The sequence below is a fragment of the Crossiella sp. NPDC003009 genome (assembly GCF_053591555.1).
In genome coordinates this window covers 199,326-225,449 of record NZ_JBSFUA010000004.1, presented here as the reverse complement: position 1 = coordinate 225,449, position 26,124 = coordinate 199,326, and the positions used below count along the sequence as shown (strand labels likewise).

At 71.4% G+C, this 26,124-nt stretch carries 18 protein-coding genes; 9 read left to right on the top strand and 9 right to left on the bottom strand.

Annotated features, from left to right (window positions below):
• The first annotated feature begins 103 nt into the window (after positions 1–103).
• The gene (locus ACWDY5_RS07055; RefSeq protein WP_449721363.1) at positions 104–3,661 is read left to right on the top strand and encodes an nSTAND1 domain-containing NTPase; all 3,558 of its coding nucleotides are present in this window, start codon (positions 104–106) and stop codon (positions 3,659–3,661) included.
• Here ACWDY5_RS07055 and ACWDY5_RS07050 read toward each other — a convergent pair.
• Positions 3,600–5,468 carry a sensor histidine kinase gene (locus ACWDY5_RS07050; protein ID WP_449721362.1) on the bottom strand — a complete coding sequence of 623 codons (1,869 nt, stop codon included), beginning with the start codon at positions 5,466–5,468 and terminating at the stop codon, positions 3,600–3,602. The two genes, ACWDY5_RS07055 and ACWDY5_RS07050, sit on opposite strands and share 62 nt — an antisense overlap.
• Positions 5,465–6,151 carry a response regulator transcription factor gene (locus ACWDY5_RS07045; RefSeq protein WP_449721361.1) on the bottom strand — a complete coding sequence of 229 codons (687 nt, stop codon included), beginning with the start codon at positions 6,149–6,151 and terminating at the stop codon, positions 5,465–5,467. Before ACWDY5_RS07045 ends, ACWDY5_RS07050 begins: the two co-directional genes overlap by 4 nt.
• 153 nt (positions 6,152–6,304) lie before the next feature.
• Here ACWDY5_RS07045 and ACWDY5_RS07040 point away from each other — a divergent pair, with 153 nt between their 5' ends.
• Complete coding sequence (locus tag ACWDY5_RS07040; protein ID WP_449721360.1) at positions 6,305–7,114, top strand: serine hydrolase; 810 nt, start codon at positions 6,305–6,307, stop codon at positions 7,112–7,114.
• Here the strand turns inward: ACWDY5_RS07040 and ACWDY5_RS07035 are convergent.
• From ACWDY5_RS07035 to ACWDY5_RS07025, 3 genes are all read right to left on the bottom strand, one after another.
• Entirely contained in the window at positions 7,111–8,052 is a 942-nt protein-coding gene (locus ACWDY5_RS07035; RefSeq protein ID WP_449721359.1) for a ribose-phosphate diphosphokinase, read from the bottom strand. The genes ACWDY5_RS07040 and ACWDY5_RS07035 overlap by 4 nt on opposite strands.
• 163 nt (positions 8,053–8,215) lie before the next feature.
• The gene (locus ACWDY5_RS07030) at positions 8,216–9,508 is read right to left on the bottom strand and encodes a cytochrome P450 (protein WP_449721358.1); all 1,293 of its coding nucleotides are present in this window, start codon (positions 9,506–9,508) and stop codon (positions 8,216–8,218) included.
• A gap of 10 nt (positions 9,509–9,518) precedes the next feature.
• The gene (locus ACWDY5_RS07025) at positions 9,519–10,796 is read right to left on the bottom strand and encodes an MFS transporter (protein ID WP_449721357.1); all 1,278 of its coding nucleotides are present in this window, start codon (positions 10,794–10,796) and stop codon (positions 9,519–9,521) included.
• 99 nt (positions 10,797–10,895) lie between these two features.
• Between ACWDY5_RS07025 and ACWDY5_RS07020 the strand changes: the two genes are divergently transcribed.
• The 4 genes from ACWDY5_RS07020 to ACWDY5_RS07005 all read left to right on the top strand — a co-directional run bounded on the left by ACWDY5_RS07020 (position 10,896) and on the right by ACWDY5_RS07005 (position 17,529).
• Positions 10,896–12,179 (top strand): hypothetical protein, encoded by a 1,284-nt coding sequence (locus ACWDY5_RS07020; protein ID WP_449721356.1) that lies wholly within the window; start codon positions 10,896–10,898, stop codon positions 12,177–12,179.
• A gap of 84 nt (positions 12,180–12,263) precedes the next feature.
• Complete coding sequence (locus ACWDY5_RS07015) at positions 12,264–14,648, top strand: HAD-IC family P-type ATPase (protein ID WP_449721355.1); 2,385 nt, start codon at positions 12,264–12,266, stop codon at positions 14,646–14,648.
• Between the two features lie 536 nt (positions 14,649–15,184).
• Positions 15,185–16,276 carry a glycoside hydrolase family 5 protein gene (locus tag ACWDY5_RS07010; protein ID WP_449721354.1) on the top strand — a complete coding sequence of 364 codons (1,092 nt, stop codon included), beginning with the start codon at positions 15,185–15,187 and terminating at the stop codon, positions 16,274–16,276.
• Between the two features lie 143 nt (positions 16,277–16,419).
• A complete protein-coding gene (locus ACWDY5_RS07005; RefSeq protein ID WP_449721353.1) occupies positions 16,420–17,529 on the top strand; it encodes a serine hydrolase domain-containing protein in 1,110 nt (369 codons plus the stop codon).
• A 3-nt stretch (positions 17,530–17,532) separates the two neighbouring features.
• On the opposite strand, the gene ACWDY5_RS07000 is transcribed toward ACWDY5_RS07005, so the two are convergent.
• The gene (locus ACWDY5_RS07000) at positions 17,533–18,426 is read right to left on the bottom strand and encodes a LysR family transcriptional regulator (protein ID WP_449721352.1); all 894 of its coding nucleotides are present in this window, start codon (positions 18,424–18,426) and stop codon (positions 17,533–17,535) included.
• Positions 18,427–18,531: 105 nt separating this feature from the next.
• On the opposite strand from ACWDY5_RS07000, the gene ACWDY5_RS06995 reads away from it, so the two are divergent.
• Positions 18,532–19,392, top strand: a complete 861-nt coding sequence (locus tag ACWDY5_RS06995; RefSeq protein WP_449721351.1) for an aldo/keto reductase — start codon at positions 18,532–18,534, stop codon at positions 19,390–19,392.
• 55 nt (positions 19,393–19,447) lie between these two features.
• Here ACWDY5_RS06995 and ACWDY5_RS06990 read toward each other — a convergent pair whose 3' ends face one another.
• On the bottom strand, positions 19,448–20,383 hold the full coding sequence (locus ACWDY5_RS06990; protein ID WP_449721350.1) for a hypothetical protein: 936 nt from the start codon (positions 20,381–20,383) through the stop codon (positions 19,448–19,450).
• A 228-nt stretch (positions 20,384–20,611) separates the two neighbouring features.
• Between ACWDY5_RS06990 and ACWDY5_RS06985 the strand changes: the two genes are divergently transcribed.
• On the top strand, positions 20,612–21,160 hold the full coding sequence (locus ACWDY5_RS06985; protein ID WP_449721349.1) for a sigma-70 family RNA polymerase sigma factor: 549 nt from the start codon (positions 20,612–20,614) through the stop codon (positions 21,158–21,160).
• The gene (locus ACWDY5_RS06980) at positions 21,157–21,828 is read left to right on the top strand and encodes an anti-sigma factor family protein (protein ID WP_449721348.1); all 672 of its coding nucleotides are present in this window, start codon (positions 21,157–21,159) and stop codon (positions 21,826–21,828) included. The genes ACWDY5_RS06985 and ACWDY5_RS06980 overlap by 4 nt, the downstream gene beginning before the upstream one ends.
• Positions 21,829–21,902: 74 nt before the next feature.
• On the opposite strand, the gene ACWDY5_RS06975 is transcribed toward ACWDY5_RS06980, so the two are convergent.
• Both ACWDY5_RS06975 and ACWDY5_RS06970 read right to left on the bottom strand, forming a co-directional pair.
• Positions 21,903–25,478: a S8 family peptidase gene (locus ACWDY5_RS06975; RefSeq protein ID WP_449721347.1), complete on the bottom strand. Its 3,576-nt coding sequence runs from the start codon at positions 25,476–25,478 to the stop codon at positions 21,903–21,905.
• Between the two features lie 332 nt (positions 25,479–25,810).
• Entirely contained in the window at positions 25,811–26,035 is a 225-nt protein-coding gene (locus ACWDY5_RS06970) for a hypothetical protein (RefSeq protein WP_252480101.1), read from the bottom strand.
• Positions 26,036–26,124: the final 89 nt, after the last annotated feature.

The window sequence follows — 26,124 nt, the reverse complement described above, 5'->3', positions numbered from 1 at the left end:
TGGGTAGTGAGCCGCTGCGAGGCTACGCACGATGGACCGGGATGGCCGGGCACTCCCCGTATCCTCTGCCAGCGGATACCAGGCTCCGACCAGGGGGAACAACATGGGCAGCGGCACCGATTTCGCCGCTGGGTTGCGGCGGTTGCGGCGGGAGCGGGGGCTGTCGCTGGCCGCGCTGTCGGCGCGCACGCACTACAGCAAGGGCTATCTGAGCAACCTGGAGCACGAGCGCAAACCGCCGACGCCGGACCTGGCGCGGCGGCTGGACGAGGTGCTCGACGGGCGGGGTGTGCTCATCGAGCTGGCGGCCGCGGCGGCCGAGCCGGTGTGCCCGTACCGGGGGCTGGCCGCGTTCGAGGCGGCGGACCGGCGGTGGTTCTTCGGGCGGGAGCGGCTCACCGCGGAGCTGGTGGCGGCCTTCGAGGCGGCGCGCGGGCGGGGCAGGCCGCTGGTGGTGTTCGGGGCCTCGGGGGCCGGGAAGTCCTCACTGCTGCGGGCTGGGCTGGCGCCCCGGCTGGGCGCGGTGGCGGTGGTCACGCCGGGCGGCGGGCTGCCGGAGCCGGGGGCGGCGCTGGTGGTGGACCAGTTCGAGGAGGTGTTCACCCTCTGCGAGTCGGCGGCGGAGCGCTCGGAGTTCATCGCCGAGGTCTGCCGCCGGGGTGCCGACGGGGTGGTGCTGGCGGTGCGGGCCGACTTCTTCCCGCAGTGCCTCGCCCAGCCGGAGCTGCTGGAAGTGGTGCGGCACAACCAGTTCGCGGTCGGCGCGATGTCCCGTGCCGAGCTCACCGAGGCGATCACCGGTCCGGCCGCCGCGGCCAAGCTGACCGTGGAACCGGGGCTGGTCGAGCTGCTGCTCAGCGATCTTGGCGCCGGGGACCCCGGTTACGAGCCCGGCTCGCTGCCGCTGCTGTCCTACGCGCTGCTGGGCACCTGGGAGCACCGCGAGCAGGACCGGCTCACCGTGGCCGGGTACCGGGCCACCGGCGGGATCCGCGGCGCGGTGGCGGCCGCGGCCGAGCAGGTCTACACCCAGCTGGACGAGGACGCCCGGCAGGCGGCACGGCGGTTGCTGCTGCGGCTGGTGCGCCTGGGCCCCGACGGCGAGGACACCCGGCGGCGGGTGCCGCTGGCCCAGCTCAGCACCGGCGACCGGCAGGACCCGACGCTGGTCGCGATGGAGGCCTTCGCCGCGGCCCGGCTGCTGGTGCTCGACCAGGACGCGGTCGAGATCACGCACGAGGCGCTGGTCAGGGCCTGGCCCCGGCTGCGCGAGTGGATCGACACCGACCGGGTCGCGCTGCGCGCCCGGCAGCACATCAGCGAGGCCGCCGACCTCTGGGTGAGCAACGGCCGGGTGCCCGCGCTGACCTACCGGGGTGTCGCGCTGGCCACCGCGACCGCGTGGGAGGCCGCCGCCCCGGCCGAGGTCACGCCGCTGGAGCGGGAGTTCCTGCGGGCCGGGCGGCACGAGGAGCAGCGCGGGGTGCGGCGGTTGCGCACGCTGGTCGCCGCGCTCACCGTGTTCGTGCTGATCGCGGCGCTCACCGGCGGGATCGCCCTGGTGCAGCGGCGGGAGGCGCTCACCTCGCGGGACGAGGCCACCTCGCGCCAGGTCGGCGAACAGGCGGCCGGTCTGCTCGGCAGCGACCCCTCGCTGGCCGGGCAGCTCGGACTGGCCGCCTACCAGCTGGCCGGCACTCCGGCGGCGCGCGGCGCGGTGCTCTCCGCCTTCGCCACCGCCTACCCGACCCGGCTGCACGGCGGCGGCGAGCAGGTGGACGTGGTCGCGCTCCGGCCGGACGGCGGGCTGCTGGCCACCGGCGGCCAGGACGGGGTGGTGCAGCTGTGGGACGCCACCGACGGCCGACGCAGCGAGCCGCTGCGCACGCTGCCCAACACCGGGCGGGTCACCGGCCTGGAGTTCAGCCCGGACGGGCGCTGGCTCGCGCTTTCCGGCGCGGGCGGGGTGGCGCTGTGGGATGTCGGGGTGCCGGTGCGGGCCAGGCAGCTGGCCGCGCTGCTGCCGCGGACCAAGGTGAACCAGCTGGAGTTCAGCCCGGACGGCACACTGCTGGCCACCGCGGGCTCGGCGGACGCGGTGACCCGGCTCTGGTCCCTGCGCGATCCCGTTGCCCCGCAACAGATCTCGGTGCTACCCGGGCACACCGGCGAGGTGTTCGGACTGGCCTTCAGCCCGGACGGCCCGACCCTGGCCACCGCCGGACAGGACGGCGTGGTGCTCGGCTGGCGGCTGGCCGATCCGGCCAACCCCGGTGCGTCGCAACACATCCTGACCGCGCGCGGGCCGGTCAGCGCGATCACCTACAGCCAGGACGGCCGGCGCCTGGTGGTCGCCGACGAGACGCACGGGCTGTGGCTGGCCGAGCGGGGCGCGGTGCGCACCGTGCCCGCGCCGGACGTGCTGGTGCGCGGCCTGGCCTTCGGTCCGGACGCCGACCGGGTGGTGCTGGGCGCCAACGACGGGGTGCTGCGGGTGCTGGACCTGGTCTCCGGCCGGGAGATCCAGCGGCTGCGGCAGCCGAACCGGGTGCGCGCCATCGCCTTCGACCGGGCAGGGCGGCTGCTCGCCTCCGCCAGCAGCGGCGGCCGCTCCTACCTGTGGCACGACCCGCTGGCCAACCCGGCAGGACACCAGAACGAGATCGACGGGGTGTTCGCGCACCAGGAGAGCAGCCTGCTGGCCACCACCGCGGTGCGGGCGCCGGAGGTCCGGCTGTGGCGCACCGACTGGTCCGGCCTGCTCCCGCTGGGCACGCTGACCGGGCACACCGACGCGGTGCAGCACACCGCGTTCAGCGCCGACGGCCGCCGCCTGGCCACCGCGGCCAGGGATCGGACCGTCCGGCTGTGGGACCTGGCCGATCCTGACCACCCGGCCCATCTGTCCACTATGGACGGTTATCGGGAGACCGTGGGCCGGGTCGCGCTCAGCCCGGACGGCAGCCTGCTGGCCAGCGGTGACGACGCCGGGGATCTGGTGCTGTGGAACATCTCCGACCCGCGCGCGCCGAAGCGGCTGGCCATCCTGGCCGATGACTTCCGCACCGTGAACGCGGTGGCCTTCAGCCCGGACAGCCGTCACCTGGCCTCCGGCAACACCGACCGCTCGATCCGGTTGTGGGACCTGAGCGAGCCGGGAAACCCGCGCCAGCAAGCCAAGATCACCGGCTTCCGGGAGGCGGTCACCGGGGTCGCGTTCAGCCTGGACGGGCAGCTGCTGGCCGGGGCGAGCCTGGACCAGAGCGCCCGGCTGTGGCGGGTCGGCGAGCCGGCGCGGCCGGTGCCGCTGGCCGTGATCACCGGTCACCGCGGCCCGGTGCACACCGCCACGTTCAGCCCGGACGGCCGCACCCTGGTGACCACCGGCGGCGAGGGCACCGCCCGGCTGTGGGACCTGGCCGACCCGGCGAACCCCCAGCTCCACGCCCCGCTGACCAGCCCGGACGCCCCGGTCACCGCGGTCTTCCACACCGGTGGCAGGCGGATCGCGCTGGCCGTCGGCGGGCACACCCTGCGGTTCTGGGACACCGATCCGGACGCCGCGGTGAACCGGCTGTGCGCGCTGACCGGCACCCCGCTCACCGCGGAGGAGTGGTCGGCCCGGTTCCCGGACTACCCGTACCGCCCGCCGTGCCGGTGAGCAGCGGCAGCCGCACGCTGAACCGGGAGCCACGCCCGCCCGCCGCGCCGACCGCTCTCCCAGCGCCCCCGCCCGCCGGACTCTCCGCGGCAATCGTGCCCCCGTGCGCGGTGACGATCTCCCGCGCGATGGACAGCCCCAGCCCGCTCCCGCCGGTGGCCCTGGCGCGCGCGTCGTCGGCCCGCCAGAACCGGTCGAACACGTGCGGCAGGTCCGCCGCCCGGATGCCGCGCCCGGTGTCGGTCACGGTGAGCACCGCCATCCCGCCCTCGGCCCGCGCGGCCAGCTCGACCACGCCACCGGCCGGGGTTGCCCTGATCGCGTTGCTCACCAGGTTGCCCAGCACCTGCCGCAGCCGGTTCGGGTCCCCGGTCACCACCGGCGCCACATCGTCCACAGTGGACACCAGGTCGACCCCGGCCGCGGCGGCCACCGCATGGAAGCCGGTGCGGGTGGCCGCCACCACCTCGCCCAGATCCACCGGTTCGTGCTGGTAGGACAGCGATCCGGCGTCGGCGAGGGCGAGCAGCTGGATGTCCTCGATCAGCCGCTGCTGCAACAGGGCTTCCTCGTGCAGCGAGTCGAACAGGTCCGGATCCGGTGGCAGCACACCGTCCTTGAGCGCCTCCAGGTAGCCGCGGATGTTGGCCAGCGGGGTGCGCAGCTCGTGCGCGATGTCGGCGATCATCCGCCGCTGCCGTTCCTCGCTGCGCTGCAAGGAGTCCGCCATCCGGTTGAACGCCCCGGCCAGGTCAGCGATCTCGTCGTTGCCGCGCACCGGCACCCGCTCGGCCAGGTCACCCGCGCCGAGCCGGGTGGAGGCGGTCATCAGCGCGCCCACCGGCCGCAGCACCCGGCGGCTGACCAGCCACATGCCCAGGATCGCCACCAACGCCACCCCGGCGGCCGCCAGCAGCGCGGGCAGCAGCGGCACGGTGCGGGTGGCCGGCGACTCGCCCGCGCCCATGGACAGCAGCAGCGGCGCCGGCATGATCGCCTGAACCCTGGCCCGGAAGCTGTTGAGCACGCACTGCTGGGCGCTCCCGCCCGGATCGACCTTGCACGCGGAGTAGGCCGCGCCCGCCACCCTGACCAGCTCCGCCGCGCGAATCTTGCCCGCGCACTCTGCCAGCACCTGCTTGCGGCCCTGGTCCGGTCCGGGCCCGATCAGGTCCACCACTGGGATCCCGTCCGGCTTCGACTTCTGCTCCACCAGGTAGCCCTTTTCGATCAGGCAGGTCGCGAGCTCGACGTCCTTGCGGTAGTTGAGCAACCGGGACAGCCAGGTCTGCGACGGGGCGGTGGTGTAGCCCTGCGGCGAGGTCGTCCCGGTGGTGAACGGGACGGACTGGGTGCTGGCCGGGGGCTGGCCCCTGACGGTCATCGTGGCGGTGGTCAGCGGGATCGAGCCGGCGAAGGCCTCCGGCGGCAGGGCCGGGGTGGGCACCGGGTCGATCAGCAGAGGCGTCCGGTTGCCCAGCGGCCGCGCGGCGCCGCCGTCCAGGGTGTCGCTGTCCACTACCACCTCACCGGCCATGGTGGTGAGCCGGATCCGTTGCCCGGTGCGGTCCCTGAGCGCGCGCACGGTGCCCGCGACGCCGTCCCACTTGCCGCGCAGCGCGCCGTAGCCGACCAGTTCATCCACAATGGACTTGGACACCGCCTCCTCGGCGGCCACGTCCGAGGACACCTGCTGACTGGCCTGGTACACGGTCAGCCAGGCGGTCAGCCCGGCGGCCAGCACCGCGACCACGGCGGTGAGCATCAGCAGCCGGAACCGCAGGCTGCCGTGCCAGCGCGGACTCATCCGGCGTCCTCGGCCAGTTTGTACCCGCGCCCGCTCACCGTGAGCAGGTAGCGCGGCCGGGCCGGATCGTCCTCCACCTTGCGGCGCAGGTTCTTCACGTGCGCGTCCACCGTGCGCTCCAGCACGTGGTTGTCGAAACCGAAGGCGCGCTCCAGGATCTGGGTGCGGGTCAGCGGCACCCCTGGCTGCTGGGCCAGCGCGTGCAGGATGTCGAACTCCTTGGCGGTCAGCTCCACCAGCTCGCCGCGCAGCCGCACGGTGAACCGGGTCGGGTCGATCTCCAGCTCCCCCACCGTGATCAGCTCCGGCGCGGTCCGGTCGGCGGCGCGGCGCAGCAGCGCGCGCACCCTGGCGGTCAGCTCGGCCGGGCTGAACGGCTTGACCATGTAGTCGTCCGCGCCCAGGTCCAGCCCCAGCAGCAGGTCCGCCTCGGTGGAGCGGGCGGTGAGCATCAGGATCGGCACCCTGGACTCCGCGCGCAGGATGCGGCACACGTCGAGGCCGTCCACCTCGGGCATCATCACGTCCAGCACGATCAGGTCCGGCCGCCTGGAGCGGGCCAGTTCCAGCGCGGTTCGCCCGTCCGCGCAGGCGAGCACGCTGTGCCCGGCGCGTTCCAGGTAGACGCGGATCAGGTGCGCCTGCTTCTGGTCGTCCTCGGCGAGGAGGATGCGCGCGCTCACCGGCCCAGTGTCGCAGCCGCCCCGCCCGGCGCCGTGAAGAAATGGTGAAGGGCGGCCGCGGTTGCCGTGAAATCACCCGCCCGCGCCTGATCGCACCACCCCCGCACGGCTTCTTCGTCAGTTCTTCATCACGCCGTTCCTAGCTTCGCGGCCATGAGTCGCAAGTGGACAGCCGCCCTGTTCGTCCTGCTCACCGTGGCCGTGACCGGCTGCCAGCGAGCGCCGGAGCCAGCCGTGGCCGGGTTCGGCGCCCAGCCGCAGGCCCCGGACGCACAGCAGCGCGTGGTCAGCCCCGAGGTCAGGGTGGACACACCAGGCCAGTACTCCTGGTCGCTGCGCGACACCAGGACCGGCGCGGTGCGCGGCTCGGCCAACCAGGACCGCTTCGCCAACACGGTGGAGTCGATGGTCAAGGCCTGGATCGCCTTCGACTTCCTCAACGGGCTCGGCCAGGCCAAGCCCAGCCCGGCCGACCTGACCAACCTGCACCGCATGATCCACGTCTCCGATGACCAGGCCGCACAACGGCTCTACCGCCAGCGCGGCTCGGACCAGGTGATCCTGCGGCTGATCCGCACCTGCGGCCTGACCGGCACCACGATCAAGTCCGGCTGGTGGTCCAAGACCAGGATGACCGCCGACGACGCGACCCGGATGGGCGAGTGCCTCTTCGACGGCCGCCACCTCAGTCCACAGTGGACTCAATGGCTGCGCGAGGAGATGCGGAACGTGGACCGCAGCAACGCTTTCGGCATCGCCGAGGCCCGCGGCCTGGCCGGCAAACCGCTCGCGATCAAGAACGGCTGGACCGAGCACGGGGCGACCGGCAACTGGGCGGTGAACTGCCTCGCGGTGTGGGCGGACAAGGTGCTCGCCGTGCTGGCCAGCTACCCGGCCAAGCTCGGCCAGGCGCACGGCGCCTCGGTCTGCCGCCAGGTCGCCGAACAGCTGTTCCCGGCCTAGGCGTCGAACAGCGCGCTGACCGACTCGCCGTTGTGGATGCGCCGCATCGCCTCGGCCAGCGCCGGCGCGATGGAGAGGATCTTCAGCTTGGGCGTCCGCTCGCCAGAGGGGATCGGCACCGTGTTGGTGCACACGATCTCCAGCACGTCCGGCTGGTCGCCGATCCGCTTGAGCGCGCCCGCGGAGAACAGCCCGTGCGTGCAGGCCACCCTGATGGTGCGCGCGCCCAGCTCGCGCAGCCGGTCCAGCAGCTCCAGCACGGTGCTGCCCTTGGCGATCTCGTCGTCCAGCACGATGATGTCCCGCCCGGCCACCTCGCCGATCACCGAGCTGATGGTCACCTTGTCGTCGGCGAAGCGCTGCTTGGCCCCGGCCGCCACCGGCACGCCGAGCAGCCGGGCGAAGTGCGAGGCCTCCTTGGCGTTGCCCAGGTCCGGCGAGACCACGGTGGTGTTGCCCAGGTCGTACTGCCGGAAGTGCCCGGCCAGCTCGCGCAGCGCGTGCAGGTGGTCCACCGGCACGCTGAAGAACCCGTGCACCTGCGGTGAGTGCAGCGTCATCGCCAGCACCCGGTTCGCCCCCGCGGCCACCAGCAGGTCGGCCACCAGCCGCCCGCCGATGGAGATCCGCGGCGCGTCCTTCTTGTCCGAGCGCGCGTAGGCGTAGTGCGGCATCACCACGGTGGTGCGCGCCGCCGAGGCCCCGCGCGCCGCGTCCAGCATCAGCAGCAGCTCGACCAGGTTCTCCTGCACCGGCGTCACCAGCGGCTGGATCAGGAACACGTCCCGCTGCCGGCAGTTGGCCTGTAGCTGCACCTCGATGCAGTCGTTGGCGAAGCGCTGGGTCCGCACCGGCCGCAGCGGCACTTCCAGGTGGGCGCAGATCTCCCCGGCCAGCTCGGGGTGCGCACTGCCACTGAAGACCGCGATGTCCCGCACGAACTTGCTCCCTCAGACGACAACCCGTGACGCCCCGCATGCTAATGCGCGATCGGGCAAAAGCCCTGGTGAAGGTGGCCGGGGACACGCTCACGACCGGGTGGCCGACCGGCCCGTGGCGCCCCGCCGGGCGGAGCGGGGCGACACGGGAGGACTCAGGCGGTCACTGGCAGCGCTGGGCCGGGAAGTTCGCGGCCACCGGGAACTTGCTCAGCCCCCGGATGGAGTTGGTCTCCCGCCGTTCCAGCGGACCGGCCTGCCGCAGCAGCGGCATCCGCTCGGCCAGTGTGCGGAAGACCAGCTCGCCCTCGATCCGGGCCAGCCGCGCGCCGAGGCAGTAGTGGATGCCACTGGAGAAGGCCAGGTGCTCCGGTCCACTGCCGCGGGTGATGTCGAACTTGGCGGGCTCGTCGTAGACCTCGGGGTCGCGGTTGCCCGCGGCCAGCAGCACGCCGACGAGCTGACCGGCCTTGATGGTCTCGCCGGCGAGCTCGACGTCGGTGTGCGCGACCCGCATGGACGCCTGCACCGGCGGGTCGTAGCGCAGCACCTCCTCCACCGTGGAGGCGGCCAGCTCCGGCTTGGCGCGCAGTTGCGCCCACTGCTCGGGGTGCGCCAGCAGCGCGCGCACGCCGTTGCCGATCAGGTTGACCGTGGTCTCGAACCCGGCCACCAGCAGCAGCAGCGCGCAGCCGTGCAGCTCGTGCGCGGTCATCTTCTCCTCGCCGACCGCGACCGCGAGGCTGCTGATCACGTCGTCGCCGGGTTCCTTTGCACGCTCATGCAACAGCCGGTCGAACAGCGCGACCAGGTCGGCGCCGACCTCGATCAGGTCCTTGACCTGACGGATGGAGTGCACGCCGCTGAGGCCCTCGCCGATCATCGCGCCGTACTCGGCGAAGGCGGCCCGGTCCGGCTCCGGGATGCCCAGCAGGTCGCTGATCACCGTGATCGGCAGCGGCGCGGCCAGGTCGCGGACCAGGTCGAAGCTCTCCTGCTGCTCCACCTTGTCCAGCAGCGAGTCCACGATCTCCTGCACCCGCGGCCGGTAGCCGTCCACCCGGCGCGGGTTGAACGCGGGCGCGGCCAGCCTGCGCAGCCGGGTGTGGTCCGGCGGGTCCATGTCCAGGAAGCTTTCCGGGTAGTTCTGCGACACCACGGCCATCGCACCGCCCAGCGGCGGGGCGCCGTCGGCGTGCTTCATGCCGAAGCGGCGGTCCCGCAGCACCTGGTTGCACAGGGCGAAGGAGGTGGTGGCCCAGGTGCCGCTGAGCCCGCGGTAGAGCGGGCCCTTCTCCCGCATCCGTTCGTAGAGCGGATACGGGTCGTCCCGCCATTTCGGGTGCTCCACCTGCACGAGCAGATCGCCGAGTCCGCCGAGCAGCCAGTTCGCGGCCTTGGCAGCCTGGATCTGCGAGCCGAGCCGAAGGGAGGCGGCGGGGCCCAGGTTGTTCATCGGTGTCCTCTCATCGAGTGTTCGCCTTCTCCGGCGCCGGAGCGAACGGCGCCTGCGAAGGTTCGATCCGGCGCAGCCCCGGGGTGAGGGCGGCGTAGGCGGTGGCCAGCAGACAGCCGGCGCCGATGATGACGAAAGCCGTTGCGGGACCGGAGAATTCGACGATGGGACCGGCGACCACCGCGCCCAGCGGGCTGGCCGCAAGGGACAGCGAGGCGACCGTGCCGATCACCCGGCCGCGCATGTGCTCCGGCGTGCGCTCCTGCATGACCACCGCGGTGACCGGGTTGATCGGGCCGGAGACCACACCGGTGATCAGCGCCAGGGTGAGCAGCCAGCCGAACTCGGTGCTCAGCGCGAAGCCGCAGAAGGCCACCGAGGTCAGCAGCAGCGCGCCCAGCAGCGAGGCGCGGCGGGAGGCCCACCTGGCGATCACGCCGTAGCCGATGGCGCCGATGATGCCGCCGACGGCGAAGAGCGCGAGCACAAAACCGGTCTGCTCGGGCCGCCCGGCCTGGAACATCATCGCGGGCATGATCACCGAGGTGATCGGGGCCAGGAACAGCACGATCAGCATGCCGGTGAGCGCGGTGGCGCGCAGCGCGCCCTCGGTCCAGACGAACTTCAGGCCATGCCACACCGACTGCCAGTAGGGCTCGGCCGGCGGCCGGTCCTCGGTCCTGACCTGGGTGGAGGGCACCGCGACGAAGGTGAGCAACGAAGCCAGGAAGAACATGATCACGGTGGCCCACAAGGTGTTCATCGGCCCGATCACCGCGATCAGCACACCGGCGAGTCCTGGACCGGCCACGCCGCCGATCCCGTCCACCGCCTCACCCCAGGAGTTGATCTTCTCAAGGGGTAGCTTCGCGCGGGCCGCCACATCCGGCCGCAGCGACTCGCGCGCGGCCATGCCGGGGCCGTCGAAGACCGCGCCGAGCGCGACCAGGGCCAGGATCACCGGGATGCCGAGGCCGACGGTCATGTCCAGCAGCGGCAGCGCGGCCACCGCGGCGGCGCTGAGCAGGTCGGCGGCCACGCTGGAGCGCCGCCGGCCGAACCGGTCCACCAGCGCCCCGCCGAATAGCGCGGAGAGCACCAGCGGGGCGGCGGCCGCGGCCGCGACCACCCCCGCGAGCACGGCGCTACCCGTGCGCTGCAACACCAGGATCGGCATCGCGACAGCCACGATCGCGTTGCCGGTGACGGACAGCGCCGTCGAGCCGAGCAGGCCCCAGACAGGTACCCGGGAGGGGCGCGCGGCCCCCTGGTCCGATTGGACGTCCACGCATCAAACGATACACCGATGTCTCATTCTTGGCCGCTGGGTTCCCATCCGGCTCGACCGCGCACACCCGATCGAGCGGACGCGGATAGCCTCAGCCGGGTGGCGAGTGAGAAGCAGCGGAACGCCCTGCCGATCAAGGAAGTCGAGCGCTGGTTCCTGCGCGAGGGCATGCCTTTTGTGGTCCGGAACATGCGCAAGCACCCGGTGCTCGCCCGGTCCCTTCCAGCGCTGATGTTCTTCCTCGGCGGCGTGCTCGGCTACACCGCGGTGACCGTGGCCTGGCGCTGGAGCCCGCCCTACCGCAACCTGCCCAACGCCGAGGCGGACGCGTTGATGGCCGACTCCGACGCCTACTCGCTCACCGGTTTGGGTGTGGCCACTGTCACAGCGGTCGGCTTCGCCCTGCTGTTCCTCTGGTTGCGCACCGGCCGCCGCTACCTGCGCAGCCGCACCGCGGGCATCACCGGCGCCGCGGTCACCCTCCTCCTGCCCCCGCTGCTGGAGGTGCTGACCAGCTGGAACCTGGCCGGCGCGCGGGAGGACCTGGTCATCGGCGCCGCGTTGATCCTGGTGGTCTACGCCTTCACCAGGGCGGGCATCGGCTCGCTGGTGCACTGGGCCTGCTGGCACCTGGTGCCGCACCTGGGCAACCTGGGCAGGCTGGTCACCAGGGCGGTGCCGCTGCTGCTGCTCCTGGTCACCTTCCTGTTCATCAACACCGAGAACTGGCAGATGTCCGGCAACCTGGACCGGCCCAGGCTGTGGGGCATCGCCTGGTTCTTCATCGTGATCATCGCGCTGTTCCTGTGCGTGCGGCTGCCCGAGGAGCTGAAGAAGCTGCGGGTGGAGATCACCCCGGACTCGGTGCGCGCGGCCTGCGCCGGCACCGAGCTGGGCAGGCTGGCCGAGCAGCTGCCGGATGAGGACCTGAACTTCGACCGGCACCCGATGAAGCTGGGCGAGCGGCTCAACGTGCTGCTCATCGCCTTCGTCAGCCAGGGCCTGCAGATCGCCCTGCTCGGCCTGCTGGTGTTCCTGTTCTTCGTCACCTTCGGCGCGATCGCGATCAAGGACTCGGTGGCCGAGGCCTGGGTGGGCCACCCGCTCACCGAGGGCACCTTCTTCACCATCCCGATCCCGATCGAGGGGGTCAGCAACGAGCTGATCCAGGTCTCCATCGTGATGGCCGCCTTCTCCGCGCTGTACTTCGCGGTCTACGCGGTCAACGACGCCAGCTACCGGGAGCAGTTCTTCGACGAGATCCTGGAGGAGCTGCAGAAGGTGCTGCTGGCCAGGGAGTGCTACCTCCGGCTGCTGGAGGTGGACGGGCCGCAGTCCCCCGAAGGATGGACCAAGCTCGCGCAGGTCACCCAGCGGAGCTAGCTCTGTCACTCGCCCAGGTAGCCCGCCGGAGTGGACCTGCGCGGAGTCCACTTCCCGGCCACCCCCGGCGCGTACCCTCGCGCAGTGTCGACGACGGAAGAACCGGTCGCGCTCGCCGGGGTTGACCCCGCCCGTGGCCTGACCCCAGAGCAGGTACGGCAGCGCGTCGCGGCCGGCCAGTCCAACGACGTGCCGGCCAGGGCCAGCCGCAGCGTCGGCGAGATCATCCGGGCCAACGTGTTCACCCGGTTCAACGCGATCATCGGGGTACTCTTCGCGATCATCCTGGTCATCGGGCCGATCCAGGACGGCCTCTTCGGCGTCATCATCGTGATCAACACGCTGATCGGCATCGTGCAGGAGGTGCGCGCCAAGCGCACCCTGGAGCGGCTGGCCATCGTCGGCGAGGCCAAGCCGACGGTGCGCCGCGACGGCCAGGCGGTGGAGGTCTCCCCGCACGAGGTCGTGCTGGACGACGTGATCGAGATCGGGCCCGGCGACAAGATCGTGGTGGACGGCCAGGTGCTCGCCGCCGAGGCCATGGAGGTCGACGAGTCGCTGCTCACCGGCGAGTCCGACCCGGTGGTCAAGCAGCCGGGCGACGAGGTGATGTCCGGCAGCTTCGTGGTCGCCGGCACCGGGGCCTACCAGGCCACCAAGGTCGGACGGCAGGCCTACGCGGCCCGGCTGGCCGAGGAGGCCAGCAAGTTCACCCTGGTCTCCTCCGAGCTGCGCTCCGGCATCGACAAGATCCTGCGCATCATCACCTGGATGATCGTGCCGATCGGCGCGCTCACCATCTACAGCCAGCTCGCCGACAACTCCGACGTGCCGGACGCGATCCGCCGCATGGTGGCCGCGCTGGTGCCCATGGTGCCCGAGGGCTTGGTGCTGCTGACCAGCATCGCCTTCGCCGTCGGCGTGGTCCGGCTCGGGCGGCGGCAGTGCCTGGTGCAGGAGCTGCCCGCGATCGAGGGCCTGGCGCGGGTGAACGTGGTGTGCGCGGACAAGACCGGCACACTGACCGAGAACGGCATGCGACTGGCCGAGGTCCGCCCGCTGGACGGCCACGCCACCGCAGAGATCGGCACCGCGCTGGCCGCACTGTCCACAGTGGACCCTCGGCCGAACGCCAGCCTGCAGGCCATCGCCGAGGCGCACCCCGGCGGCGCGGACTGGACGGTCAGCGCGATCGCACCGTTCTCCTCGGCCCGCAAGTGGAGCGGCGCCAGCTTCCACGGCGACGGCGACTGGGTGCTCGGCGCGCCGGATGTGTTGCTGGACAACGACTCCCCGGTGCGCGCCGAGGCCGAGCAGACTGGCTCGCAGGGCCTGCGGGTGCTGCTACTGGGCCGGGCGAGCTGCGCGGTGGACGACGGTGCCGCGCCCGGCGTGGTCACCCCGGTGGCGCTGGTGGTGCTGGAGCAGAAGGTCCGCCCGGACGCCAAGGAAACACTGGACTTCTTCGCCGCGCAGGACGTCGCGGTGAAGGTGATCTCCGGCGACAACGCGGTCTCCGTCGGCGCGGTGGCCGCCTCGCTGTCCCTGCCTGGCGCGGACCGGCCGGTGGACGCCCGCACCCTGCCGGAGGGCAAGGAGAACCTGGCCGGGCCGGTCAACGACGGCGTGGTCTTCGGCCGGGTCACCCCGGCGCAGAAGCGGGACATGGTCGGCGCGCTCCAGTCGCGCGGGCACACCGTGGCGATGACCGGCGACGGCGTGAACGACGTGCTCGCGCTCAAGGACGCCGACATCGGCGTGGCCATGGGCGCGGGCAGCCCGGCCACCCGGGCGGTGGCACAGATCGTGTTGCTGGACAACAAGTTCGCCACCCTGCCGTACGTGGTGGCCGAGGGCCGCCGGGTGATCGGCAACATCGAGCGGGTGGCCAACCTGTTCCTGACCAAGACGGTGTACTCGGTGCTGCTGGCGGTGCTGGTGATCATCGCCCAGGTGCCGTACCCGTTCTACCCCAGGCATTCCACCCTGTTGAACGCCTTCACCATCGGCATCCCGGCCTTCTTCCTGGCACTGGCGCCCAACACCGAACGCGCCCGCAGTGGCTTCGTGGCCAGGGTGATGCGGCTGGCCGTGCCCGCGGGCGCGATCGCCGCGGTGGCCACCTTCACCAGCTACCTGCTCGCGCTCAACGACGCCAGCGCGACCCAGGACCAGCAGAGCACTGCCGCGGTGGTGACGCTGTTCCTGGTCGCCTTCTGGGTGCTCGCGGTGATCGCCCGCCCGTACGCCTGGTGGAAGGTCGCACTGCTGCTGGTGATGGCAGGCGGCTTCGCCTTCGCCACCCTCATCCCGTTCGGCCAGGAGTTCTTCAAGATCGACCCGAACCACTCGCCAACCCTGCTGCTGGCCTTCCTGGTGGCCGGGGTCGGCATGCTGCTGATCGAGCTGAGCTGGTGGCTGGACGGCTGGCTGCGCCAGGAGAAGGAGCGCCTGGCCGAGGCCGCCTGACCTGTCCGAAAGTACAACAAAAAGAAACAGGGTGAACGCACCGAGCCGCCACTCGGTGCGTTCACCCCTACCCTGGATCGGTGGTAGCCATCCAGGGAGCCGTTCTGACTGACTGATCAGACAGTAAGTCTTGGACCTGCGGTTCGTCAAGAAGAGTCCCGGATGAATACGTTGTCATCCGAACGCTACTCCAGTTGGCCAACCTGGACCATGCCGCATTGACAGCTCGTTCCGCTCTCATTGCACTGTGCGTGCTTGTGTCTGTTTCCGTTGATTTCTGGCCGGTTGGCCGCCAACGCCAAGATCGCCAGTAAGACAAATCGGACCCCGCTCGCCGACCATCAACCCTTGACGGTTGGTGAGCGGGATCACTAACATCCGTCCCACTGTTAGGAAACTAACCTAACAATGTTCCCCGGTATGAACCCCGCACCAACTCTGCTTCACCGAACCGCCGCCGCCACGCACCGCCGCAAACTCGCACAGCTCGGCGGCCCCACCCTGCCCTGGGGCTCCGGACGAGAGGAGCGCAAACGATGGGACGGCTCAACGTAGTCAGGCGTGCACTCGGCATCATCGCCGCCGCCGCACTGGCCACAACCGGTGTGCTTGCCACCAGCGCACAGGGCTCTCCTACCCCCGAACCGGCGGTGGCGAACGCCGCCACCGCACCGCTGGGGTCGGCTGCCCTGCCACCCGGCACCCCCGCGGCGATCAACGGCCAGCTCAAGGTCTGTGGCCTGCAACTGTGCAACAAGAACGGCAAGCCGATCCAGCTGCGCGGCATGAGCACGCACGGCATCCAGTGGTACAGCCAGTGCGTGAAGACCGCCTCGCTGGACGCGCTGGCCAAGGACTGGGGCGGCGACGTCCTGCGCATCGCGATGTACATCCAGGAGGGTGGTTATGAGACCAACCCCCGGAAGTTCACCGACATGGTGCACGGGTACATCGAGGAGGCCACCAAGCGCGGCCTCTACGCGCTGATCGACTGGCACCAGCTCACGCCGGGCGACCCGAACCACAACACCGCGCGGGCCAAGACCTTCTTCAAGGAGATCGCCCAGCGGCACAAGGACAAGACCAACATCATCTACGACATCGCCAACGAGCCCAACGGTGTCTCCTGGTCCCGGATCAAGACCTACGCCGAGGCCGTCATGCCGACCATCCGCGCGGAGGACCCGGACAGCCTGATCCTGGTCGGCACGCACGGCTGGGGCTCGCTCGGGATCTCCGACGGCCGCAACGAGCAGGACATCATCAACAACCAGATCAACATCCCGAACATCATGTACACGTTCCACTTCTACGCGGCCTCGCACAAGCAGCAGTACCTGGACGCGTTCACCCGCGCGGCCGCCAAGCTGCCGCTGTTCGTGACCGAGTTCGGCACCCAGACCGCCAGCGGTGACGGCGGCAACGACTTCACCTGGTCCCAGAAGTACATCGACTTCATGAAGCAGAAGAAGATCAGCTGGACCAACTGGAACTTCTCCGACGACAACCGCTCCGGCGCGGTGTTCAAGCCCGGCACCTGCGCCGGCAACAACTTCAGCGGCACCGGCGTGCTGAAGCCGGCCGGCGCCTGGATCCGGGAGCGCATGCGCACCCCGGACGAGTTCTGAGGCGAACCTCCACAGGGAAATACCGGGGACCGTCCACTTCGGACGGTCCCCGGTCCTTTCCCCGATGGGGTGCGGTTTTCCACAGGAGCACTGTCCGGTCGACCGCATGGCTCAGCCCGCCCGCCCCGCATAGCGTCACGCCCATGCTGCTCAAAGTGATCTTGTCCGCCGCCCTGGCCGCCGGCCCGGCCGGCCCACCGCCCCCGCCGCCGGAGATCCCGGTGACCGAGCTGCGCGACCGGCTGACCGGCCTGGCCGCCAAGGGCGACATCACCGCCGGGCTGGTCCACGTCCAGGACGGCGCCACCCGGTGGTCGGATGCGGTGGGCGTGCGGGACCTGGCGTCGGGGACCCCTGCCCAGGCCCACGGCCACTTCCGGATCGGCAGTGTCACCAAGACCTTCGTGGCCACGGTGCTCCTGCAACTGGCCGACGAGCGACGGCTGACCCTCGACGACCCGATCGCGCGGCACCTGCCGGGCGTGGTGCCCGGCGGTGAGCGCATCACCGTGCGGCACGTCCTGCAACACACCAGCGGCCTGCCCGACTACATGAGCGAACCGGGCTACTCGACCAACCGCTGGCGCGGCGAGGCCCGCTTCGACGACTACCAGCCCGCACAGTTGCTGCGGGTGGCGTTCGCGACCAAGCCGCCCTTCGGCCCCGGCGAGTCCTGGCGCTACTCCAACACCAACTACGTCGTGGCCGGTCTGCTGATCGAGAAGCTGACCGGCCAGCGCTACGGCGATGAGGTGGCGCGCCGGATCCTGCGCCCGCTCGGGCTCAGCCACACCAGCCTGCCCGGCAACCGCCCGTCCCTGCCCGCCCCGCACGCCCACGGTTACGAACCGCTGCCCACGACTCCGCCGACGTTCGTGGACGCCACCCGGATGGACCCGTCGCTGGACTGGGCCGCCGGCGAGATGATCTCCACCTCGCGCGACCTGGCCACCTTCGTCACGGCGCTGCTCGACGGCAAGCTCACCAGCCAGGCCGGTCTGGCGGAGATGCGGCGGATGCGGGCTGCCGACCCGCTGTTCCGCTACGGCCTCGGGCTGCAGGAGTTCGCGCTGCCCTGTGCCGGCGGCCCGAAGCCGGTGTGGGGGCACACCGGGCAGCTGATCGGCTACGTCACCGTCGCACTCGCCGACGGGCGGGGCAGGTCGCTGGTGCTGTCGCTGAACCCCTACCGGCAGGACCCGCCGACCACCGCGGTGCTGCCCATGGCGGTGGCGGCCTTCTGCCGCGAGTGATCCTCAGTTGACGGGGAGTGCGTCGCTGCCCAGGACCAGGCGCAGGAAGGCCTGGGCGGAGGGGCTGACGTGTTCGCCGGAGCGCAGCGCGATGCTGGCCTCCCAGTTCGGCGCGGCCGGGTTGAGCTCGGCGATGCAGATCGGGAAGCCCTTCTTGTAGGCCATCGGCCGGGGCACCACCGCGACGCCGAGGCCGTGCCCGACCAGCTCCAGCAGGCTGTGCACGTCGTTGAGCTCCAGGGCCACCCTGCGGGTCATGCCCTGGGCGGCGAAGACCCGGTCGGTGAGCTGGCGGGCGCCCCAGTCGCTCTGGAAGTCCACGAACACCTCATCGGTCAGCTCGGCCCACTCCACCCGGTCGCGCCGGGCGAAGCGGTGCTCGCGGCCGCAGACCAGCAGCATCGGCTCGGTGGCCAGGTGGGCCAGGCTGACGCCGTCGGGGGCCGGGCGGGGCTGGTCGACCAGGGCCAGGTCCAGCCGGCCCGCCTTCACCCCTTCGATGAGCTTGGCGCCGCCGGACTGGGTCAGCCGGACCTCGACGCCGGGGTGCGCGGCGTGGAAGCGGGCCAGCAGCGCGGGGGCGTCGATCACCCCGAGGCACTGCACCATGCCCACGGACAGGGTGCCGCGCAGCACGCCCTGCACCGCGGCCACCGCGTCCTTGGCCGCGGCCACGCTGACCAGCGTGCGCCTGGCCTCCACCAGCAGCGCGCGCCCGGCCTCGGTGAGTTCCACCCGTCGGGTGCTGCGCACGAACAACGGCGCGCCGAGTTCGCGTTCCAGTGCTTTGATCGAGGCGGAGAGACCGGACTGCGCGACCCGCACCCGCTCGGCGGCTCGCGTGAAATGCCGTTCTTCCGCTACCGCGACGAAGTACTCCAGGTGCCGAAGCTCCACGACTGTGCACGTTAGCCGATGAGTGCCAGCAGGTTCTGCTGTTGGACTCAACCGAGACCACACCGCAAGCTGGAGAAACGCCGACAGCTGAGGACAGGAGCAAGTATGAGGACTCGCCGTATCGGCGACGTCGAGGTGAGCGCGATCGGCCTGGGCGCGATGCCCATGGCATCGGAGTTCGGCAAGGACAGGCAGGCGTCGCTGACCACCGTGCACGCCGCGCTGGACGCCGGGGTCACGCTCATCGACACCGCGGACGCCTACTGCACCAGCAGCGCCGACTTCGGGGACAACGAGCGCTTCGTGGCCGAGGCGCTGGCCGCCTACCCCGGCGACACCAGCGCTGTGCTGGTCGCCACCAAGGGCGGGCACACCCGCGACGAGCAGGGGGCCTGGGGCCTCAACGGCGACCCCGGCTACCTGAAGCAGGCCTGCGAGGCCTCGCTGAAGCGGCTCGGCGTGGACGTGCTCGGCCTCTACCAGTTCCACCGGCCGGACCCGAGGGTGCCGATCGGTGACTCGGTGAGCGCGCTGCGCGACCTGCTGGACGCCGGGAAGATCCGCTACGCCGGGGTGTCCAACTTCAACCCGGCCGAGATCAGGGAGGCCAACGAGATCCTCGGCGGCAGGCTGGTCTCGGTGCAGAACCAGTACTCCCCCGCCTTCCGCTCCAGCGAGCCGGAGCTGGCACTGTGCGCCGAGCTGGGCATCGCGTTCCTGCCCTGGAGCCCGCTGGGCGGGATCGCCAAGGCGGCCGAGCTGGGCAGCGGGTTCACCGCCTTCGCCGAGGTCGCCGACGGCCGCGGGGTGAGCCCGCAGCAGGTCTGCCTGGCCTGGATGCTGGCCAAGTCCGAGGTGGTCATCCCGATCCCCGGCGCCAGCCGGACCGCCTCGGTGCTGGACTCGGTCGCCGCGGTGCACCTGGAGCTCAGCGCGGAGGAGATCGCGCACCTGGACCAGGTCTAGCCCGCGCACGCCGCCGCCCGTGTCCACAGTGGACACGGGCGGCCGTCCCGGGGGCTCAGTAGCCGCCGGTCGCGCCGCCGCCCTTGGCGCTGCCACCGGCCGCGCCCTTGGCCTTCTTGCCGTCGGGGGCCGCCACGAACCAGGTGCCCTGCACGGCCTGGCCCTTGGTGTCACCGGCCTTGGCGTCCTGGGTGAAGCGGTACAGCGGCCAGCCGCCGAGGGTCACCTGCTCGGAGCCGTCGGGCCGCTTGACCGAGCCGACCAGCGCCTGGTCCACGCCCTGCACGGTGACGTTGCCGTTGACCAGCACCGGCGGCCAGGCTTCCAGGCACTTGCCCGCGCAGTTGGACTTGGACGGCTTGGCGGTGTCCTTGTCGAAGCGGTACAGGGTCAGGCCGTTGACGTCGGTGACGATGTTGCCGAGCTCGCTGGAGGCCACCGCGTTGAGGGTGGCCGCGGCGTTCTGGCCGCCGCCGCTGCTCGCCTTGGCCTTCTTGCCCGCCGGGGTGGCCGCGAACCAGGTGCCCTGCACGCCCTGGCCCTTCGCCTCACCCGGCGCGGTGTCCTTGGCGAAGGTGTAGAGCGGCCAGCCGGCCAGGGTCAGCTGCTCGGTGCCGTCGGCCCGCTTGAGCGACCCCACCAGCGCGGAGTCCACGCCTTGCACCGTAGGCTGCCCCTCGACCAGCGCCGGGGGCCAGGCCTCGAGGCACTTGTCCGCACAGTTGGACTTCGGCGGCTTGGCGGTGTCCTTGTCGAAGCGGTACAGGGTCTTCCCGTTGGCGTCGGTGACGACCTCGCCCAGCTGCGCCATGGTCGAGACGTTCAGCGTGGCCGGCGCCGGGGCCTGGCTGCTGGTGGGCTGCTGCGGCGGCGCGGGCGGCTGGAGCTGGGGCGCGGCACCGTCCACTCCGGACCCACACGCGCCGGCCAGCAGCACGGCGGACACAGCGGAAACTGCCATGATCATGGTGCGCACGCGTCGAGTCTGCACGGCTCATCCCTCCACGAAGTCTTCGGTGTTTCGCCCAGCAGGCGGACGCCGTGGAATACGAGCCCATCGGCCGCGCGGGTTCAGCTCAACGGCAGAAACGGCCGAATGTGCCAGAAGACCCCAGCTTCCTGAACCGGAACCGCGGACTCCTCGTATCCCACGGGAAGGACGCCCTGTGAGCAGCGCGAAGGAGCGAGGCCAGATGAGTCGGCGACGAAAGGCAGCGCGGTGAACGTACGGCGCTTCGGCAAGCCGGAGAAGCGCAAGGACGAAGCGGAGCGCCAGCTCATCGCTCTGCTGTACCGCCAGTACGGCCAGGTGCTGATGCGGCACGCGATGCGCCTCACCGGCAACGACAAGTACTGGGCCGAGGACGTGGTGCAGGAGACGCTGCTGCGGGCCTGGCGGCACGCGGAGAAGCTGGACCGCGATCCGGACCTGTTGCGCGCCTGGTTGTTCACCGTGGCTCGCCGGATCGTCATCGATGCCCGCCGCAGCAAGGGAATCCGGCCGCAGGAGGTGGATCCGGCGCCACTGGAGGTGATGCCGGAGCCCGCGCGCACCGACGAGGCGCTGTCCCGCATCGTGATCAAGGGCGCGCTGGAGCGCCTCAGCGCCGAGCACCGGGAGGCGGTCGAGCAGACTTACCTCCGGGACCGCTCGGTGACCGAGGCCGCCGCCGTGCTGGGCGTTCCGCCTGGCACAGTGAAGTCGCGGGTGTTCTACGCGCTGCGGGCGCTGCGCCGGACTTTGGAAGAACAGGGAGTCACGCCATGACGCCGCCGATCGACCACACGGACGTGGGCGCCTACGTCCTCGGCGTGCTGGACGCGCACGAGGCCGAGGCGTTCGAGGCCCACCTGCTCGGCTGCGAGCTCTGCCAGGCGGAGCTGAAGTCGCTGTCCGCGCTGCCCGACCTGCTCGACGAGCTGCGCGAGCCGCCCTCGGCCCCCGCGCCGGTCGAGGTGGAGATGCCGAGGCTGCTGGACGAGGTGGCCGCGCGCCGCCGCAGGCGCAAGATCGTCACCTGGGTGGCCGCGGCCGCCGCGACCATCGCGATCATCGCCGGTCCGATCGTGACCGCGGCGCTGACCGCGACCGACCCGAACGTGGTGGCCTTCCCGGACGGGGTGCCCAAGCTGACCGGATCCGGGCCCACCGGCGCCTCGATCGAGCTGACCGTGCAGGAGAAGGGTTGGGGCTCGGACGTGGTGCTCTCGCTCAAGGGCGTGCGCGGCCCGGAGAAGTGCGAGCTGATCGCGGTGGGCAAGAACGGGCAGGAGGCCACCGTGAACAGCTGGCTGGTGCCGTCCTGGGGCTACGGCGTGCCCGGCTGGCCGCAGCCGCTGGTGATGCGCGGCGGCGCGGCCATGAAGCCCGGCGACATCGCCAAGTTCGAGGTGCGCACGCTGGACAAGAAGGTGCTGGTCAGCGTGCCTGCCTGAGTGGGCCGACGAGAAGGGGGCGAACCCGCCTGGGTCCGCCCCCTTCTCACCCGCAGTGTTACTTGAGCGCAGGGTTACTTCAGTGCGTAGGCCCTGATCAGGGTCTGCTCCACCGCGTTGCCGTCCACATCGGTGGCGTGCACCCTCAGCGAGACGAACCCGCTGCTGTCGGCCTTGCGCGGGTGCTGGACCGCCCCGCTGTAGCCACCGTCGCCGCCGATCGCGCTGAGCTTGACCGGTTCCCAGGTGCCGCCGTCGTTGAAGGACACCTCGGCGCTGGCCTCGGCGACCTTGACCGGGGGCGCGCCCGGCTGGGTGGCCGCGGTCAGGTTCAGCGCGAACACCCGGTCCGCCGGGGCCGCGTTGTCCAGGTCCAGGTCCAGGTTCCACCGGGCCTGGAGCACCGGCAGCGGCACCGTCTTGCCCGCCTCGCCCCGCGCGGAGCTGAAGCTCCACGAGGAGAACGACTCGGTGCCGATCGACCAGCCGGGCCGGCCCTGGTTGACGTCCAGCTCCACCCGGTAGTTCGCCTTCTCCGCCACGCCGACGGCCACCTCACCGAGCGCGTGCGGCTGTTCGGCCACCTGCTCGCCGTCCCGGTACACCCTGGCCACCGTGCTCGCGCCGAGGTCGCGCAGGTAGTGGTCGGGATCGCTGTCCAGGAACTCGGCGAAGTTGAGCCGCAGCTTGTCATCGGTGCGGCTCACCGGCAGCAGCGCCTTGGACACGCCGGGCTGGAACGGCCCCTGGTACCAGGACACGGTGCGGCTGCTGCCCGCCACCGGCAGCGGCGCGCTGCCGTTGCCCGCCATGCCGTCCGCGCCACCCGAGCCGTAGAACAGCGGCTGGTACCGGGTGCCGTTGGCGGAGAAGTAGCGCAGGTGGTCACTCGGCATGCGCCGTTCGAAGCTCATCGCGATCGCGATGAAGTCGTACGGCCGGAAGCTGAACATGCCCTGCGAGCCGACCTGGTCCGGCCGCACCGCGTGCAGCCTGGTCCGCTCGGTGGCCACCGACGCGGGACTCACGTCGAAGGACAGGTCCGAGGGGATGCGCTGCGCGAAGGGCTGCACCAGGTGGTACTGCACCGGGCTGTGCGCGGTGCCCTTGAGCTCCACCGTGACCGGTCCCCTGGCCAGCAGCTCCAGCAGCCGCTTACCCTCCACATTGGACAGTTCGAGGCCGGGGATGGCCGGGTTTCGGGTGGTGTAGTCGGCGAAGCGGCCCGGTCCTGACCCGAACACCGCGGCCACCCCGGCCTTGGCATTGGCCGCGTTGCGCACCTGGTCGTTCGGCGTGATGTCCTTGGACTGCTGGATCAGCGCGATCTTGCCGCGCACGTCCCGCCCGGCGAACTCGGCCGGGGTGCCGGTGCCCACGTAGACCACCGGCAGCCGGTGTGTGCCGTCGATCCGCTTGCCGAGCTCCTGGCCGGTGCCCAGGTAGTCGGGGCGGAGCACGGTCTCCGGCGCGAGCACCTTGGCGGTCAGCTTGGGCGCTTCCAGCCACATCCGGTTGGCCAGCTCGAACTCTCCGCGCCGGACCGGCTCGGCGGGCACGGCGTAGATCCGGTCCACGGTGCGGCCGTAGAAGAACCCGCTGGTGAACCGGTTGTTGCCGGTGGCCCTGGTCCAGGTCTGGGACAGGGTGACCGGTTCGGTCTTCTCCGGCGTGCGGGCCTGGACCTCCTTGCCGCCGCGGGCGTCCAGGGTGATCGAGGTGGCGCCGTTGACCTCCAGCTCGTCCTTGGTCACCACGGTGTACTCGGTGTCGTTGCGGCTGGGGTCGGCGGTGGAGAGGAAGCTGCCGAGGAAGTACCTGCCGGGCGGCAGCAGCAGGCCGCCGGAGCCGGTGGCGTCCACGCTGACCCGGTGGTAGCGCGCGTTGTCCAGGTTCCACGCCGAGATCGCGGCGTAGCCGGGGGCCTTGCCGTCGCGGCCGATCGCGCTGATCGAGACCTTGTGCTGGAGGTCCTTGTGGAAGCCCAGCACGGTCCGCAGCACCGCGCCGCCGCCGCGCTGGCTCGCGGTGAGCGCGCCGGAGTACAGACCCAGCTCACCCGCGTTCGGGTTGACCGTCACGGTGACCGTGGCCGAGCCACCGGCCGGGATCGACACGGTGGCCGGGCTCACCGAGAGCAGCTCCGCCGGTGCGCTCGCGCCGGTGGCGGACTTGGCCGCGACGGTGAGGTCGAGCTGCGCCTGCGCGGCGGAGTCGTTGGTGTAGGTCACTTTGCGGGTCACCGGTTCGACCGAGCCGTAGGGGCCGAGGAAGCGGCCCAGGCTCAGCGAGCCCGCGTCGGCCCGCAGCTGCTGCTGCGCGGTCGCGGCCACCCCGGCCTCCACCCGGCCCGCGCCCTGGTCGTAGGCGCTGATGCCGTCCAGCGGCTTGGCGGTCTGCATCAGCGCGGCCTTGAGCTGCGCGGCGTTCCACTTCGGGTTGCGCTGGGCCAGGATCGCGGCCGCGCCTGCCACGTGCGGGGTGGCCATCGAGGTGCCGTCGGCGGACATGTAGCGGTCGCCGCCGACGGAGTTCGCCCTGGCCGCGCTGATCGCCACGCCGGGCGCGGCGATGTCCGGCTTGAGCGCGTTGTCGCCGTAACGCGGGCCCTTGCTGGAGAAGTCGGCCAGCCGGTCCTGTTTGTCCACCGCCGCGACGGTCAGCGCCGAGTCGGCCGCGCCGGGCGAGGACACCGTCTCCGCGCCACCGCGGCCGGAGTTGCCAGCCGCGATCACGAACAGCGCGCCGGTGTCCGCGGAGATCCGGTTGACCGCCACGCTCATCGGGTCGGTGCCGTCGGTGGGCCCGCCACCGAGGCTCATGCTGACCACCTTGGCCTTGCTCGCGGCCCACTCCATCCCGGCGATGATGCCGGACTCGGAGCCGGAGCCACCGTCGTTCAACACCTTGCCGTTCAACAACTTCGCACCCGGCGCGACACCTTTCTTGGCGCCACCGGCCGCCGCGCCGGAACCGGCGACGGTGGAGGCGACGTGGGTGCCGTGGCCGTGCTTGTCGCTGGCGTCCGGCGCGGTGCTGAAGTTCTTGTGTTCCACCACTTTCCCGGCCAGGTCGGGATGCGTGTCGTCGATCCCGGTGTCCAGCACCGCGACCGTGCCGCCACTGCCGTCGAACCCGGCATGCCAGGCGGCGGGCGCGCCGATCTGGGGCACGCTGGTGTCCAAAGTGGACTTGACCTGGCCGTCCAGCCAGACCTTGGCCACCCCGTTGTTCAGCGCCTTGGCCCCGGGGTTGGTCAGCGCGGCCCAGAACTCGCCGAGCTTGCCCCGGTCCGCGCGCACCGCCTGGGCGCTGGCGCTGGCCAGCACGGCCTGGCGGCGGCTACCGGCGGGCGGGTTCGCGGTGACCGACAGCTGCGGCCGGTCGTAGGTGAGGATCAGCGGCAGCGAGTCCTGCCGGTCGAAGCCCTGCTCGGCCAGCTTGGTGACGTTGAACAGCCGCTCGTCCAGCAGCCCGGCCGCGAGGTAGGGCTCGGCGGCGAACGGGATGACGTGGGCCTGTTTGTCCAAGGTGTACGTGCGGTACTGCTCGGAGCCGCGGACCCGCGCGGCCTGACGGCCGTCCGCGTAGTGGTCAAGGGCCACGGTGTCCCCGGTGACCAGGGTCAGTTCCGTGGACCGGACCGGCACGTCCTGGCCAGGTCGCGGCTGTGGCGACGCGGTGCCCACTCCCCCGGCCACACCGCTTGCCACCAGGCCCAATGCCGCCAGAATGGCGACGACTCTCCGATGTCTCGACAAGGTGCCCCTCCTACCACCAGGCGATACGAGAGGCCGAAGCTAGCGGCAGGCGATACGCCGGAGGCACCTACAAAGGTGGTCTAAACCTGGCGTTCGGGTGAACCGGCGGCGCTGTCTGTCCATTGTGGACAGAACTCACCGGTGGGAGCTAGTCCGAACGGGCTCGTGTCCCCCGCCCGCGACCAGGGAGAGGCACGGGGGACACGAGCCTGGGAGGGATGTCACCGGTCGATCTCGTGCTGGTGCGGCATCGGGATCCGCGCCACGCACAGGACACAGGGCATCCCGGAGCTGGTCGGTTCGATCACGGCTAGTGGGGCCACATGTCCGCACAAGGCGGTGAGATCATCCGGCGGTGTCTCCGGGCGCAGGGTGGCCACCCTGAACCCGTGCACCTGCTTGTCCCGCCAGCTCCGCCACCAGGCCAGATCGTCATTGGCCGCCATCCGCACCACCGTCCCGCGGCGCGTAGTAGTGGCACACGACCTCTCCCCTCCGACACAACCGGCTGATCGGAGGGGTCCGACCCAGCGGT

Bases quoted from the DNA above. Each gene is read 5' to 3' on its own strand.
- ACWDY5_RS06970 (WP_252480101.1), bottom strand. From the start codon at position 26,035: ATGGCGGCCAATGACGATCTGGCCTGGTGGCGGAGCTGGCGGGACAAG.
- ACWDY5_RS07055 (WP_449721363.1), top strand. From the start codon at position 104: ATGGGCAGCGGCACCGATTTCGCCGCTGGGTTGCGGCGGTTGCGGCGG.
- ACWDY5_RS07040 (WP_449721360.1), top strand. From the start codon at position 6,305: ATGAGTCGCAAGTGGACAGCCGCCCTGTTCGTCCTGCTCACCGTGGCC.
- ACWDY5_RS07010 (WP_449721354.1), top strand. From the start codon at position 15,185: ATGGGACGGCTCAACGTAGTCAGGCGTGCACTCGGCATCATCGCCGCC.
- ACWDY5_RS07050 (WP_449721362.1), bottom strand. From the start codon at position 5,468: ATGAGTCCGCGCTGGCACGGCAGCCTGCGGTTCCGGCTGCTGATGCTC.
- ACWDY5_RS06980 (WP_449721348.1), top strand. From the start codon at position 21,157: ATGACGCCGCCGATCGACCACACGGACGTGGGCGCCTACGTCCTCGGC.
- ACWDY5_RS07005 (WP_449721353.1), top strand. From the start codon at position 16,420: ATGCTGCTCAAAGTGATCTTGTCCGCCGCCCTGGCCGCCGGCCCGGCC.
- ACWDY5_RS07030 (WP_449721358.1), bottom strand. From the start codon at position 9,508: ATGAACAACCTGGGCCCCGCCGCCTCCCTTCGGCTCGGCTCGCAGATC.
- ACWDY5_RS06995 (WP_449721351.1), top strand. From the start codon at position 18,532: ATGAGGACTCGCCGTATCGGCGACGTCGAGGTGAGCGCGATCGGCCTG.